The organism is Gillisia xinjiangensis, assembly GCF_046298265.1.
Lineage (GTDB): Bacteria > Bacteroidota > Bacteroidia > Flavobacteriales > Flavobacteriaceae > Gillisia > Gillisia xinjiangensis.
Genome location: NZ_JBKAHK010000002.1, coordinates 587,264 through 603,330 on the forward strand (window position 1 = coordinate 587,264; position 16,067 = coordinate 603,330).

General features: G+C 38.1%; 10 protein-coding genes. 8 read left to right on the top strand and 2 right to left on the bottom strand.

From position 1 onward, the window contains the following. Window positions 1-2: 2 nt before the first annotated feature. Window positions 3-1,664 (bottom strand): peptidase domain-containing ABC transporter, encoded by a 1,662-nt coding sequence (locus ACKGJN_RS03760; RefSeq protein ID WP_409538091.1) that lies wholly within the window; start codon window positions 1,662-1,664, stop codon window positions 3-5. Next, the gene (locus ACKGJN_RS03765; protein ID WP_409538092.1) at window positions 1,657-2,343 is read right to left on the bottom strand and encodes a TetR/AcrR family transcriptional regulator; all 687 of its coding nucleotides are present in this window, start codon (window positions 2,341-2,343) and stop codon (window positions 1,657-1,659) included. The genes ACKGJN_RS03760 and ACKGJN_RS03765 overlap by 8 nt, the downstream gene beginning before the upstream one ends. A 320-nt stretch (window positions 2,344-2,663) precedes the next feature. Here ACKGJN_RS03765 and ACKGJN_RS03770 point away from each other — a divergent pair, with 320 nt between their 5' ends. From ACKGJN_RS03770 to ACKGJN_RS03805, 8 genes are all read left to right on the top strand, one after another. Then, window positions 2,664-3,095, top strand: coding sequence for a universal stress protein (locus ACKGJN_RS03770; protein ID WP_409538093.1), 432 nt, complete (start codon window positions 2,664-2,666; stop codon window positions 3,093-3,095). Window positions 3,096-3,240: 145 nt separating this feature from the next. Further along, the gene (locus ACKGJN_RS03775) at window positions 3,241-3,786 is read left to right on the top strand and encodes a lipid-binding SYLF domain-containing protein (RefSeq protein ID WP_409538094.1); all 546 of its coding nucleotides are present in this window, start codon (window positions 3,241-3,243) and stop codon (window positions 3,784-3,786) included. 106 nt (window positions 3,787-3,892) lie between these two features. Beyond that, window positions 3,893-4,423 carry a lipid-binding SYLF domain-containing protein gene (locus tag ACKGJN_RS03780; RefSeq protein WP_409538095.1) on the top strand — a complete coding sequence of 177 codons (531 nt, stop codon included), beginning with the start codon at window positions 3,893-3,895 and terminating at the stop codon, window positions 4,421-4,423. Between the two features lie 141 nt (window positions 4,424-4,564). Continuing rightward, complete coding sequence (locus ACKGJN_RS03785; protein WP_409538096.1) at window positions 4,565-5,581, top strand: LacI family DNA-binding transcriptional regulator; 1,017 nt, start codon at window positions 4,565-4,567, stop codon at window positions 5,579-5,581. Between the two features lie 176 nt (window positions 5,582-5,757). Beyond that, the gene (locus ACKGJN_RS03790; protein ID WP_409538097.1) at window positions 5,758-8,541 is read left to right on the top strand and encodes a helix-turn-helix and ligand-binding sensor domain-containing protein; all 2,784 of its coding nucleotides are present in this window, start codon (window positions 5,758-5,760) and stop codon (window positions 8,539-8,541) included. A gap of 252 nt (window positions 8,542-8,793) precedes the next feature. Next, window positions 8,794-11,817, top strand: a complete 3,024-nt coding sequence (locus ACKGJN_RS03795) for a SusC/RagA family TonB-linked outer membrane protein (protein WP_409538098.1) — start codon at window positions 8,794-8,796, stop codon at window positions 11,815-11,817. Between the two features lie 11 nt (window positions 11,818-11,828). After that, on the top strand, window positions 11,829-13,292 hold the full coding sequence (locus tag ACKGJN_RS03800; protein WP_409538099.1) for a RagB/SusD family nutrient uptake outer membrane protein: 1,464 nt from the start codon (window positions 11,829-11,831) through the stop codon (window positions 13,290-13,292). 20 nt (window positions 13,293-13,312) lie between these two features. Then, window positions 13,313-16,054: a lipocalin/fatty-acid binding family protein gene (locus ACKGJN_RS03805; RefSeq protein WP_409538100.1), complete on the top strand. Its 2,742-nt coding sequence runs from the start codon at window positions 13,313-13,315 to the stop codon at window positions 16,052-16,054. The last annotated feature ends 13 nt before the right edge of the window (window positions 16,055-16,067 follow it).

Genomic DNA, 16,067 nt, shown 5'->3' on the forward strand with positions numbered 1-16,067 from the left:
CTCTATGTTTTATTTTTATTGCTCCTTTTTTCAAGAAGAATTACTTTATCGCATACTTTTTCCCAAACAGGTTTTTGACTGGCAACCAATATGGACCATTTATGTATAGGGTCCGTAAGAAATTCGAGGATCCTGTTAGCCTCTTCCGGTTCAAATAGCTCCAGAGGTTCCTTAAGAAGCAAAATATCCGGTTTCTTCACAATACACCTGGCCAGGATTATTTTCTTACTTATCATTGAAGAAAGATATTTCCCTTCCGGAAGAATATCGGTATGTATTCCATTTGGCCGTTCCTTAACAAATTGCGAAAGTCCTGCGTGTTCAATAGCCCAGTAAACATCTCTTTCAGGCACAGTAGAATCTCCAAAAGTGATATTTTCAAGCAGGGTACCCTCAAAAGGAAATTCTTCAGCAAGGAAAACACCTAGTCTTTTTCTGTAATCATTTAAATTTAAACCGTTTATGGATATATTATTAACATAAATATTTCCCTGTGAGATTTCATTAATTCCTGCTATTAGTTTTAAGAGACTGGTCCTGCCGCTACCGTTTGGCCCCTTGAGAAGTACCTTCTCGCCGGCTTTCATGTGAAAGGATATATTATTTAGAATAATATTTTCACCTATCTTATAACCTGCTTCAGCAAGCTCCAGGTCCAGGGTGCTGTTTTCTTCCAGTTTATTGCTGCCATCATCACTTTCAAGAGTTTTATCCACTACCTGTCCCATTTTTTCAAGAGATGTAAGGGTATCATAGATAACCTCAAGACCTTTAATTAGTTTCTCCACGGCGCTAAGAATAAGAAGGATAATGATCTCTGCAGCAACAAACTGCCCTATATTCATTTCCTGATTTAGTACCAGCAATCCACCTATGGCAAGTAAACCGGCAGTCACTAAAACTTTAAACACTACCAGTTTAATATATTGTATTCTCAGGATACGGAAGTGTGCTTCCCGCGCCTGCAAATACTTATATGTGAGTTTGTCATTTTTATCAAGGGAGAGGTTGCTATTTCCCGACATTTTGAAACTGAACAGCGACCGGGCAACTTCCTGCAGCCAGTGTGCAACTTTATATTTGTGTTTGGACTCATCCAGGCTGGTTTCCAATCCCTTCCAGGCGGTAAATTTGAATACAAAATAAATAAGTGTGACCAGAAGGAGGCCGTAAATAATAAAAAAAGGATGGTATAGTGACAGGAGGATCAAACCAAAAAATATTTGGAGCAATGCTGCAGGGAAATCCAAAAGAAGTTTTGTCACCCCTTTTTGTACGTTTAGGGTATCAAAAAATCTGTTGGCCAGTTCTGGCGGATAAATATGCCGGAATTCCTCCATTTTTATTCGTGGAAACCGGTAGGTGAACTCAAAGGAAGACCTTGTGAAAATCTTTTGCTGAATGTTCTCTATAATACGTATTTGCATGATCTCCAGTAAACCTACAAGACCTACAGCAATGGTAACAAGGACAACCAGGATGATCCAGGAGGTGCTAACCCTTCCCCCCTGGATGAGGTTTACAATTGCCTGAATTCCCAAGGGTACCGACATGTTTAGCAGACCTGCAAAAATTGCATAGTAAAAGATTTGTAGAATATCCTTCCTGTCCATTTTTAAAAGGCCGGTAAGTCTTTTAATGGCAGAGCTAGTTTTTTTAACCATTCTTAGTATGTTTTAAAGTTGACAGGACCAGGTGATTAAAATACTGGGCCGGACTTAATTCCTCATTACAATCTGTAAGGGAAGGGAAATGTTCCCGGAGGAAGTGTTGATGCAGTCCACCTTCCAACACTGTACTGGCAAGTGTTACAGCATAGGGATAATCGCTATTTACGGCAAGAATCATTTTTTTTAACCTTAGAATGAGCCTGTTATATATTTCAAAAAAACCTTCCTTGTTTTCCTTATCTACTTCTTTTGTGAGGTAGGATTTTGAAAATTCATTCACCACCACTTCATTTAATATGATTTCATCAATATGCGTGGTCAGGCTGTCTTTTTTAATTTGCCGGGTCAACACATTGATAGCTGTTTCCAATACCTGCTCTGGATCCTCAATATTATTGGTAGCAAAGACAAGTTGATATTCTTTCCAGGCCCAATACCAGGAAGTAAGATATAGTAATAGCTTGTGCTTATTCTCAAAATACCGGTAAATGCTGCTTTCATTTGATCCAATTTCCAATCCCAACTTTTTAAAGGTGAAATTTTCAAAACCACTTTCATTGATAAGAACAATGCTCTTTTCAACAATTTTTTTCCCCAGGACAGAGGATTCCGGATCCTTCACATATAGATTTTTGTTCACTCCGATTTTTATCCCTGAAAGTAACTGCTTCATGCTATATAATTTATACGCGCAAAAGTAATAGTATTACTATCACTTTTGCAAATATTGCAACAAAAAAATACAGATCATTTTAAAAAGCTTTGCTGTACCACCAATTTCTCATTACAGGAGATCAAACAGAAGGCTATTGGCACGCAAACCCTACTCTAAAGAAACTAATTACCCTGTTTTTCCAGAAAACCATGAGCACAACCCAACAATCATTTCCTAAAAAAAACTAAGGTTTAAATTAAAATCTGAAAAAATAAAGACTTAAATTTAAGTAGTAAAGACATCCGTTGGAGCAGATTTATTATTAAAAAACAATATTTATGATCTACAAAAGAATTTTAATCGCGATAGATGAAGAGCCTTCGGCTGAAAAAGTAGCTCAAAAAGGGTTGCAGCTCGGTAAACAGTTAAACGCGGAGATCGCTATTATAAGTGTGGCCAATACCACCGACCTTCTTACTGATGGTGGGGTAACTCCAGATGAAATGGCCGAAATCATACGAAAAGACACAAGGGAAAGTCAGAAAAAAATTCGTATCAGCATTTTTAAGGACTATGAGGTCACTCAATTTGTTGAGGAGGGCAAACCTTATGAAGTGATATTGAAAGTTGCAGGTGAATGGAATGCCGATATCCTGGTAATAGGCACTCAGTCCAAGAGCGGTTTATCCCAGGTATTGTTAGGCAGCGTATCAGAAAAAGTGATCAAAAACTCGAAAATCCCTGTTTTTTTAGTGACCACAAAAGGATAGGGCCTTAAGACTTTATTAAAAGCATTTTAGATTAACAAACTATTGGGATATTAGTTAATATAATATGAAATAACGCTTGTTTAACAATTTTTGGTATTTATTAAAAGTAATTTTAATGATACTATCCAATTAAAAAGATCTAAAAATGAAATTAAAATCAAAAAATCTCTACTTGCCATTGTTTGGAGTTTTTTTACTCCTTTTTGCAGGTTGTGGGCCATCTAAAAATACCTCTGAAAATCTTGTTTCTGATTCTGTTGATGCAAAAGCAACAATTATTGCGAAACACCCAAAAATGGCCGAGCTTTTTTCAACATCAAAGGGATATGCCATTTTTCCAAATGTAGGAAAAGGAGCCTATGTTATTGGGGGAGCTTCAGGCAACGGAACCGTTTATGAAAATGGTAGAATGGTAGGTTATGCCGATCTAAAACAGGTAGATATCGGTTTTCAAATTGGAGGGAAGGCCTTCATAGAAGTGTTATTTTTCCAAACCCAAACTGCATTGGATGACTTCAAAGATGGGAGTTTTCAACTATCCGGAAATATTTCCGCGGTAATTTTAGAGGAAGGAGCTTCAAAAGATGTTGAATTCAATAATGGAATTGCAGTTGTTACAATGCCCAAAGCAGGAGCGATGGCTGGAATATCTGTGGGGGGTCAAAGGTTTGAGTTTTTCCCTACAAACTAATACTTTAAAAAAATAAGTTTATTAAAATTGCAATCCAAATGATGGAAAGCCTTTAATGCTAATATTTTAGGAAAGAAATAGTTTAATGAAATTTTTAATAGCTATTATGAAAACAGTTAAATCAATTTTTTCGCTGATCTTATTATTGATCGCTTTTGGGGCTACGGCACAAACCAAAGAGCAACAGGAAATTATACGGGATGCAGAACTTGCATTAGAAGCATTTATAGACAATAATCCTAACATGGCCGATTTATTTAGAAATGCCACGGGATATGTTATTTTCCCCAATGTTGGCAAAGGTGCGTACATAGTTGGAGGTGCGGCAGGAAATGGAGTTGTATATCAAAATGGGAAAGTGATAGGAATGGCTAAATTACGACAGTTGGATATTGGACTGCAACTTGGAGGTCAGGCTTTCAGACAGGCAATTTTATTTCAAACCCAGGCCGAACTCGACCGTTTTAAGCAGGGTAATTTTGAGCTTTCCAGCACAGTTTCTGCCGTTGCCCTTGAAGAGGGGAAAGCAAAAACTATCGAGTTCAGGGATGGAATAGCCGTGGTTACCATGCCAAAAGCCGGTGCGATGATAGAGGTTTCCGTTGGCGGTCAGAAGTTTGAGTATGAAAGTTTCTAGGTTTTTTATTCAGAAATATCCATTGAAAATTTACTTTTTACTGGATCTTTCCGAAAAATTTATTAAAAAAACAATGTTAAAACATCCTGTTTAGGGAATCTTCTTTATTTTTGTAAATTATCAAATAATTCCCTATCCAAAATGAGATCAAAAATCACCTTAAAAGAGCTGGCTAAACTATTGAATGTTTCGGTTTCTACCGTATCGAAATCCTTGAATGACAGTCCGGAAATCAGCCCAAAAACAGTACAGCGGGTGAAAGAGTTGGCAGAACTACATAAGTACCGGCCCAATCCTACGGCTGTTAATTTAAAACGGAACCGGACCGGGAACATCGCCGTAATTGTACCTAATATTGCCAACACGTTTTTTGCCAAGGTGCTTGGAGGGGTAGAAAATGAAGCCCGGAAACTGGGTTTTCAGGTAATCACGTATATAACCAATGAATCCCTGAAGCTGGAACAACAAATAACTGAACTTGTTTCAAATGGCCTGGTAGATGGATTATTGATCTCAGTATCTGAGGAAACCCAGAAATTGAAAGATTATGATCATTTATTCCGGCTTACAGAGTATGAAATCCCGGTGGTGTTATTCGACAGGATAAATGTTGATATGGATTTGGATAAAGTAGGGGTAGATGATAAGCAAAGTATTTATAATGCTGTTAAGTTCTTACATTCCAAAAATCTGGATAAAATAGGATTGGTATGTGCACTTGGTGATATAGGTCTGGGAAAACAGCGTATTGAAGGTTTTGAGAATGCCTGCAGGGAACTTGATATTCCCCTGAATAAAGATTTTTTAATAATCTCCCCGGATACCGCGATATTAAAAACCAAACTGGATAAGTTGCTTCAGGCAGAAGAGATGCAGGCCTTAATCGGCCTGGATTATCTTAGCACCTTAATCGCTTCAAGGGTAGCGCAGGAGAATAAATTGAAAATTCCGGAAGACATCAAAATAATTGGGTATGTTAATGAAGATTTTGCTCCGTTTTTATTGCCCTCAATAAGTTATGTGGATCAACATCCGGTTGAAATGGGAGAGATTGCTGCATCTATATTGATTGATAGAATTCAAAAACCAAAAGGAAAAGAAGTTATCAATAAAACTCTCAACACAGAATTTGTTCATCTTGATTCTACCCGGTTCTAAATCATTAGTTTTTAAAGTCTGGGTCTTTAATTTAATCCTGTAAGCTGGTTTAATTCCCTTGATTATTTAATTTCTTAATGTTACTTCCATTTATGTAAATCCTGAGCTAAATTTTATTCGGCCAAATTCCTGAATGGATTTTAAATAAAATAACTTTAAATTAGCTCAAAAATTTTTTGAACCTTAAATATTTTCTTTTATTCGTCCTAATTTCCCTACCTGGTTTATGTCAGGAATTACCTCCTGTAATAAATTTCAACCCTAATCAGTACAGCGCCGGTAATCAAAACTGGAATATTTCCCAACATTCCAACAGGAATGTTTATGTGGCAAATAGCATGGGTCTTCTTGAATTTACTGGAGCTGAATGGAATTTATATCCAATTCCAAATAATACAATCGTCAGATCTGTTCAGGTCGCTGGCGATAAAATATTTACCGGTGCCTATATGGAAATAGGTTACTGGCAGAAAAACAGTAAAGGTGTGCTGGAATATACCAGTTTGATACCAAATTTTCCCGGAGAAATAAATGATGGAGAACAGTTCTGGCATATTGTATACATGGGGGATGTGCTTGTTTTTCAAAGTTTTGAAGGACTTTACCTTTGCAATCTAAAAACCCTTGAAATATCAAGAGTAGTTACTCCACCTGTTGCAATCACCAATCTTTTTAAAGGAGAACGAAGTGTTTATTTTCAAATGATGGCAGCCGGCCTGTTTACCATAAAAAAAAACCAGCCTGAAATGGTAATTCCCCCGGAGGTATTAGTAGATATTGAAATTATGCATGTTTCTCAAAAAGGAAGTTCTCTTAAACTTATTAGTCGGGAGGGAAATTTTTATGATTGGGATGGGCAGGAGTTGAGAAGGAACTATTTCGACCTAAGTGAAAAATTGCGGAATCAAAGTATTTTTTCTGCCCATAGTCTTACAGATAATTCAATTATCCTTGGAACGGTGGAGCAAGGAATTTATCATGTGGACGTAAATGGAAATATTCTTTATCATTTTAACCAGAAAAATGGATTGATCAATAATACCGTACTGGATCTTTTTGTGGATAAGGATAATAACGTTTGGGCCGGCCTGGATAATGGACTCAGCATAATTAACCTGGATTCCGACTTTATGCTTTACCAGGATAATTATGGCAATCTAGGCTCTGTTTATACCTCTTTGCAAACAGAGGATTTTCTTTATGTGGGAACCAATCAGGGATTGTATTTCAAAAGGAAGGACGACGAGATTTTCACCTTGATGGATGGTACCAATGGCCAGGTTTGGAGTTTGCAGCTTATTGGCTCTAATTTATTCTGTGGTCATAATAATGGAACCTATATTATAAATGGAGAGGTTGCTACCAGGATCTACGATCATTCCGGAACCTGGGTGGTGAAAAATTACGAAGGAAATCCAGACTATTATTTACAGGGACATTATAACGGCATAAGCCTCTTGAAAGAAGAAAACGGAAATTTCAATTTTGTTGGAATGGTTGACAAGTTTCCCCATTCCACAAAATTTTTGATTTCCGAAAAAGGCGGCGAGATTTGGGCGGTAACGGAGCATAAGGGAGTATACAGGATCCAGATGGACTTTCCATCGACACAAGTTAACAGTATAGAAAATTATACTTTTGAAGACAACTCAGGAATAAATTCCAGCATTTTTAAATTTAATGATACACTTTATTATTCTTCAAGGGAAAAATTGTTTCAATTTCAGGAATCAGAGAATAAGTTTAATGCAGAGAGCGGCCTCGGATCTTTGTTTGATGAATTTGATCTCATTTCTGGAAGATTGATCAAAACAAGTGATAATGTGCTTTGGGGTTTTTTGAATGATGCCGTAATTAATATAGAGGCTGCACAATTGAGTAATACCTATAAAATGGGAATGGTTCATCTGCCAAATGATCTTCGTAATATTACCCTTGGCTATGAAAATATTACCTTGCTAGATAATAATTCTTATCTACTTGGAGTTTCCAACGGATATTTGAGATTCGAAAAGGATTTTAACCAAACCTTAGATTATGAAATCAGAATAGACAAGGTTTTTAAGGCAGCATTGGATGAATCTCCGGAGCTTATAGATCTAAATGACACTCCTACCTTTCATTATAAAACAAATAATATTTCATTTGAATATAGTATTCCCGAGTATAAAAAATTCATTACCCCGGTCTATAGCTACCGGCTTTTAGGTCTAAGTCCCAATTGGAGCAGCTGGACAGAGGGCTCTTCTGTAGGTTATACCAATCTTTCGTTTGGCGATTATGAATTTCAGGTAAAAGCAAAGATGGGTACTCAGGAACTGGATCCTGTAAGATATTCTTTTGAAGTTTCCAGGCCCTGGTATTTAAGCTATTTGGTAATTGTTTTATATATATCACTGCTTTTTATTATTGCTTATTTTATAAACAAAGGTTATAAAAGAAAACACCTCAGGTTAATAGGGGAAAAGGAAAAAGAATTGAAATTGAAAAATCTGGAGGTGGAAAAGAGGATTATGGAACTCCAGAATGAGCAACTTGAAAAGGATATGACCGGGAAGAACAAGGAACTGGCAGTTTCTACCATGAGTCTTATTAAAAAGAATGAATTTCTATCCAGTATAAAGGATAAATTAAAGGAATCTAAGGAAACTTCAGAAGTACGCTCCGTGATAAGGACAATTGATAAGGATATTAGTGAAGAGGATAACTGGAACTTTTTTAAAGAAGCATTTAACAATGCCGATAAGGATTTCTTTAAAAAGATGAAAAGTAGACACCCTAACCTTACTGCCAACGATTTAAAACTCTGCGCATATTTAAGACTAAATCTTGCCTCAAAAGAAATAGCTCCCTTGTTAAATATTTCAGTAAAAAGTGTGGAAATTAAGCGATACCGTTTGCGAAAAAAAATGGAATTGACTCATGATTCTAATTTAGTGGATTATATTCTGGAAGTCTAACCTATACATTTTCTTTATCCGCCTCTACAATACCTCTACATTTTAAAATATTTATTTTTATTATTAGAAATTATAGATATTGTAAAACATACACTTATGATCTGTAAAAGGCATATTTTATAGGTTCTCACATCCCTTTATCCCACTGCTATTTGTAAAATCACCTTTCTGTATGTTTTTTGTATAGGTTTCTTTTCAGTCTTCTTAACATTCAGTTAATATATTGCTAGGGCAAATTTAACAATTAGTCCAATGAGGAAATTCACATGTTTAATACTTGCCCTAATAAGTGGTGTTTTATCTATGCATTCTCAATCGATTTCGGTTCAGGGAAATGTAACAGATGAAAACAATATACCATTGCTGGGGGTGAATGTTTTAGTAAAAAATGAAAGCCGGGGAACAACAACAGATTTTGACGGAAACTTTTCTATAGAGAATGTCGCTCCCGGTGATGTTCTGCAGTTTTCCTATGTTGGATTCATTCAACAGGAAATTCAAATTACAGCCGGTAGCTTTTTGCAGGTTACACTCCAAACCGATGCTGAATCTTTAGATGAAGTCGTGGTAATTGGATATGGTACTCAGCAGCGAAGGGATATTACGGGGGCAGTTTCGGTGGTTTCCAACAAGACCATTGAAGAATTAAACCCTATCAAACTCGAGCAGGCTTTACAAGGTACCGCAGCCGGAGTAAATGTATTGCCATCTTCCGGAGCGCCGGGAGCGGGGATCAACATAAATATAAGGGGGATCGCATCAAACAGTGTGAATGGCCCACTTGTGTTAATAGATGGGTACCAGGGTGACCTTGGAACGTTAAATCCTAATGATGTGGAATCCATCTCTATTCTGAAAGATGCGCAGGCCGCTATTTATGGTATTGCCGGAGCAAATGGGGTGGTGATTATCACCACTAAATCCGGGAAAAAGAATACTGCTCCTGTTGTTCGGTATGATGCTTATACGGGGATGCAGGAAACCTCAAGAAAAATTCCATTATTAAACGCAACAGAATATGCGCTGCTTACCAATGAGGCGTATGCCAACAATGGGCAATCTTTACCATTTCCCAATGTTAGGAACCTGGGCATAGGCACAGACTTTCAGGATGCAGTTTTTGATGTTTCACCTATAATGAGTCATAACCTTTCATTGAGTGGAGGATCAGAACGCATTACCTATTCAGTAGGAGGATCTCATTTGTATCAGGAAGGGATTGTAGGTGCTAAAAAATCTGATTTTACCAGAAGTACAGCACGATTTAACATTGGAATAGATATTTCAGAAAAATTTGACTTCAGTGCAAATTCAATTTATACGAATATTGACCGAAGATCTATCAACGAGAATGGTTTGGGTTCTGTTTTATTTAATGCATTGAACATTTCACCAACCTTCGCATTGGATCAGGAAGATCTTGAAGGAAAATTGGGAAATGAGATCATCAATCCCCTTGCTCAAATTGAAAACACCTATAACGATTACAATCTAAATAAATTCAACGGATCTTTTAACCTGGATTATTTGCCAATTCCGGAACTTAAATTCACAACAAGAATAGGATATAGCCTTTCCCTGAGTAAGGGAAAAGTTTTTGCTCCTATTGTTTCATATGGCCCTGGAAAAGTTTTTAATACCCCAAGAAGTACAGTTAACCAAAACAGGATCAATGACAACGGGTATACCTATGATTTGTTTGGTACTTATGAAAAAACTTTTGCCGAGGCGCATCACTTGACTGCTACAGGAGGGATGACCGTTATAAAGAATTGGGGAGATGGACTTTTTGCCACAGGGTATGATGTTCCCAATAATTCCTGGGAGTTTGCAGACATCAGTTTAACCACTGGCACCAATGACGGACTAAACAATGGTTCTTATGTATATGATGTTCGGAAACTTTCTTTCTTCGGAAGGATTCAATATGACTTCTTAGGAAAATATTTGATCTCCGGAATGCTAAGACGAGATTCATCCACAAGATTTGCACCCGGGAACAGAGTAGGATATTTCCCTTCTGCTACTGCCGGATGGATCCTTTCTGATGAAGATTTTCTTAAGGATTCAGGAACGATAACTTTTCTGAAATTAAGAGGAAGTTTTGGGATTCTTGGTAACGATGAAGCTGGGGGAGCTCAGTTTTACCGATCACTTCTAAACGGGGAAGCTACCTATGTATTGAATGGAGCATTGGTTAATGGAACTGCACCTGGAAGAATTCCAAATCCTTCTGCAGGATGGGAAGAATCAGAAAAAACGAATATCGGGGTAGATCTTCGAATGTTCAGGAGTAAAATAGATATTACCGCCGATGTATTTAGGGAAGATCGTAAAGATCTTCTTGTAGCCGGAATTCCGGTCTCAGGAATCCTGGGTGGAGGTGCACCTGGTGCTGGAGCGCCAACCATCAATGCGGGAACAACCCGAAATGAAGGAGTAGAGTTCTCTATAAAATATTCGGATAATATCGGTGATGATTTTAGATACAATATTGGCTACAATGCCACTGTAATTCAAAATGAAGTTGTTGCGGTAAATGGGACAGAATTTGTTGCCGGCGGACAGTTTGGAGTTGGCCAGCCACAACCATCCCGTTTTCAGGCAGGATTTCCAATAGGATATTTCTACGGATACAAAACTGATGGGCTTTTTCAAACCCAGGCAGAGGTAAATGCGCATCCTTCCCAGGCTGCACTTGGAGCCTCAGCAGCTCCAGGAGATATTAGGTATGTGGACGTGAATGGTGATGGTGTAATCAATACCGATGACCGTACAAATATTGGCGACCCAATACCCAACGCTACTATGGGGCTTAACCTGAACCTGTATTATAAGAATTTTGATTTCGTTGCGTATACCTATGCTTCCTTAGGGAATGATATGGTACGGAATTACGAAAGAAATCAGCCAAATGTAAACAGACCTGCTTTTATTCTGGACAGATGGACCGGTCCTGGTACAAGTAATGAAGTGCCAAGGGTTTCAACCGGAGCAACTTCAAATATGGCATTTTCCGATTATTATGTAGAGGATGCTTCGTATGCCAGAATTCAAAATGTACAACTTGGGTATACTTTACCTGAAGGATCGCTAAGCAGTGCAGGAATAAGCAAGCTTAGGGTATACGCCTCTGTAAACAACCTTTATACATTTACAAAATACCGGGGGTTTGATCCTGCGGCATCAACCGGAGAAGCTATAGGAGGCGGGATTGATTATGGATTCTATCCAATTCCCAGAATTTTCTTAGCCGGATTAAACCTAAACTTTTAAAATATAGCACTATGAAGATACTTAGTTCAAAATTTAAACAAATTCTGCTGCTGCTTGCACTTATTAGCTGTTTGGGTTGTAGCGAGGATTATTTGGATAAAACCGAAGAATATACCATTGATTCTGAGAATTATTTCAATTCTGAAGATGACTATAATAATGCCCTTATCGGGGTGTACGATTTGCTTCAGGCTACTTACGTAAATGTACTTCTAGGAGAGATCGCTTCAGATAATACCTTAAGCGGAGGAGAGAGTGCTACCGATGTTATTGGGTTTCAGCAAGTGGATGAAATGACACATACTCCTGTAAATGACAACCTGGATGATATTTGGGACTGGAATTTTGCAGGAATACAACGCGCAAATTATCTGCTTGAATTCAAGGATAAAACCGAATTTCCGGGGAAAAATAAAATAATTGCAGAAACCAGATTTCTGCGGGCTTATTTCACTTTTGAACTTGTAAAATGGTTTGGGCCTATTCCTTTAAAAGGAGATGAGCGATTTGTACTTGGAGATGAAAAAACAATTCCAAGAGCATCTTTAGAAGATGTGTATGCGCAAATAGAATCCGATCTTCAGTTTGCGATAGATAATCTAGATTACACAGCGCCTCAAACAGGACGGGCAACCAAAGGTGCTGCACAGGCACTCAAAGGAAAAGCACATTTGTACCAGGGAGAATTTCCGCAAGCTGCAGATGTTCTTACCAACCTTATAAATAGTGGTCCTTACGAACTTTCTGATTTCAGTACGTTATTTGAGTATGAAGGGGAAAATAATGAAGAGTCTGTCTTTGAAATACAATATACAGGAGAACAAGGTGCCGGTTTTGGATGTTTACAATGCAGCGAGGGAAATGTCGCAGTCGGATTCCAGGGAATTCGCAATTATAACGGCCCTGCATTTGAATCGGGCTTTAGTTTTAATGTACCTACCCAGGAGGCTTACGATATGTTTGCTCAAAACGATATCAGAAGAGATCTTTCTATCCTTGATATCCAAGCCTGGGCAGATGAGACAGGTGCTACTTATGGAGAAGGTTATAAGCATACAGGATTCTTTAACCGGAAATATTTACCACGTCAAAATGATAATTTGGGAGATGCTAATCTTACCCAACCCAACAACTACAGGGCGATACGATATGCCGATGTTTTGTTGATGGCTGCTGAAGCACTTAACAGGGGTAATATTGATGACGGCCTGGCAAGAACCTATCTTAACCTGGTTCGCGAAAGGGCAGGTCTGAACCCGTCTGAGGTTTCTGAAAATAACTTAACAGAAGCAATTTTTCTTGAAAGAAGACTGGAACTGGTTGGCGAAGGCCACCGTTTCTTTGACCTGGTACGCACAAATAGAGCAGCCCAGGCTATTGATGGTTTTACATCCGGTAAAAATGAAATATTCCCTATTCCTCTCGAAGAGATTGAATTCTCTGCTGGGAACTGGCAACAAAATCCTGGCTATTAATAACACTAAAATAAGGACACATGAAACATATTAAGCAATTACTAGTATTTTTATTAATCATCAGTGTATTCAATTCCTGCGAAAAGGAGGAAGTGGTATCTTATGCATTGGATGATATTTCGGCACCTACTAATATCGATGCACTTTTCGATATTTCCTCAGAAGAAGTTGGTTTGGTAACCATTACCCCTTCTGCAGATGGAGCCACGATGTTTGAAATTTATTTTGGCGATGAGGAGAATGAAACTCCAACTGAAGTTTCCCCCGGGGAAACTATAACGCATGTTTATGGAGAAGGCGAATTCAATCTCAGGATTGTAGCCATTGGACTTACAGGACTTACAAGTGAACTTGTAAGGGTAGTTACCATCTCAATGGAAGCTCCGGAAGATCTGGAAGTGGATATAAAGATCTCAGGCACCAATCCTTATGAAATCGAAGTAACTCCTTCTGCTACAAATGCTACCGTATTTGACCTGTATTTTGGTGATGTGGAAGATGAAGAGCCAACTACCATTATGGCTGGAGAAACCCAAACTCATGTGTATGCGGAAGTTGGTGACTATACAGTTAAAGTCGTAGCCAGAGGCGCGGGTGCTGCAACTTTGGAAGTAACAAAAGATATCTCTATAACAGGAGCTTCAAATTCCATGTCCTTACCGCTTACTTTTGATGATGCTACTGTTAATTATGAGTTTGTTACATTCAATGGAGCTTCTTTTGAAGTTGCTGACAATCCGGATGTATCGGGAGCAAATGATACTGCTTCTAAAGTTGGTGCAATTACCAATTCCGGAGCCCAATGGGAAGGAGGTACTTTTGAACTGGATCCTCCGGTAGATTTTAGCGGCGACAACAAAACAATTACAATGAAATTCTGGTCGGAAGTTTCTCTTCCGGTTTTATTGAAATTTGAAGGTGGTGTTAATAACGAACGTCAAAATGAAGTAACTGCTACCCACGGTGGAACAGGATGGGAAGTATTGACATTTAATTTCGCTACAGATGCTGTAAAAAGTTATATTGATGGAAGCCAGGGTGTAGGAGAGCCATTTGTACCAACTGGGCAGTATGCAAGCATGGTGCTGTTTATTGATGGTCCGGGAACTTCCGCTGGTACTTTCTATATAGATGATGTAGAACATGTTGCAGGTAACGGCGACGGTGGAGGAGCCGTTGCTGGAGAAATCTCTGATGATTTTGATGCTAATAGAAATATTGGTACTTGGTACGGAGATGCTTGTGGTATGAACGATGCTTTTCCAAATCCTTTCAAAACAGGAATAAATACTTCAAATACAGTTTTGGAATATAAGGATGATGGAGGACAATATGCAAATGTGGGCTTTGATGTGGATCCAAATTTTGATTTGTCTGTAGATAATACATTTACTTTAAAAATTTATGTTCCTTCATCAAGTATAACAGGTTCACAACCAAATCAAATTTCATTAAAGTTACAAGATGGAACTGCAGGTGAGCCTTGGGCACAACAAACAGAAATTATCAAACCAATTGTTTTAGATCAATGGCAAACTGTTACGTTTGATTTTGCAAATGATGTTACAGCAGGAGCTGCGGATCCATTAAGTAGAACAGATTTTAACAGGGTAGTTTTACAAGTAAACGGAGAAAATAATAATGATTTTGTTACTGCCTATATAGATGATTTTAATTACGGTGTAGATAATGGTCCAGTAGACACTGCTACTCAATTAGTGGGAACTTGGAAATTAGCAGCTGAAGAAAAGGCTTTATTAGTTGGGTCAACAGCTGGAGATATATGGTGGTTTAATAATGCGGAAGATGTAACTACAAGAGCTTGTCTTTTTGATGATACGTATGTTTTTAATTCAGATGGATCGTTTAACAATGTTCTTGGTGCAGATACTTGGATTGAAGGATGGCAAGGTGGTAGCGATGCTTGTGGTGCAGCAGTTGCACCTCATGATGGATCGGTGGCTGCAACTTATGCACATGATGCTGCTGCAGGTACTGTTACTCTTAATGGAACAGGAGCATTTTTAGGAATTCCAAAAGCATACAACGGAGGGGAACTTGGCGATCCTGCAAATGCTCCGGCTTCAATTACCTATAATGTAGTGCTTTCAGATAATGATAATACTATGGATTTGGAAATTTTAGTTGGGAATGGTAATGTTTGGTATTTCAAAATGGTAAGAGAAGGTTCTAGCACAGATACTGGAGGTTCAGATGGCGGAACCAATAATGGCGGAACTGATGGTGGAACTACCGGTACAGCTCCACATTCCCCAATTGATTTTGAAACCGGCGGATATGGCGCAGACTGGACCTGGAGTGTATTTGAAAATGTTTCAAATCCTGCATTGGAAATTGTTGCAAATCCAGCTTCAACAGGGATTAATACATCTTCGACCGTCGCTAAGTATACAGCATTACAGGGAGGACAACCTTGGGCTGGTGTAGAATCTAAACGCAATGAGGATATTGGGGATTTTACCTTTGACGCCTCAAACAGTATTGTAAAGGTTATGGTATATAAAACTGTAATTAGTGATGTAGGATTGAAATTTTCAGAAGCAAGCGGGGAAGCTCAGCCAGAGGTGAAGGTTGCCAATACAAAAATTAATGAGTGGGAAGAATTGACTTTTGATATGTCTGGGAGTATCGGCAAAGGAATCACAGGGATTATTACTCAAATTATTATTTTCCCTGATTTTCAAAACAGATCATCAGATAACGTAGTTTATTTTGATAACATCACCTTTGGAAGTAATTAATAAAAATAATAAA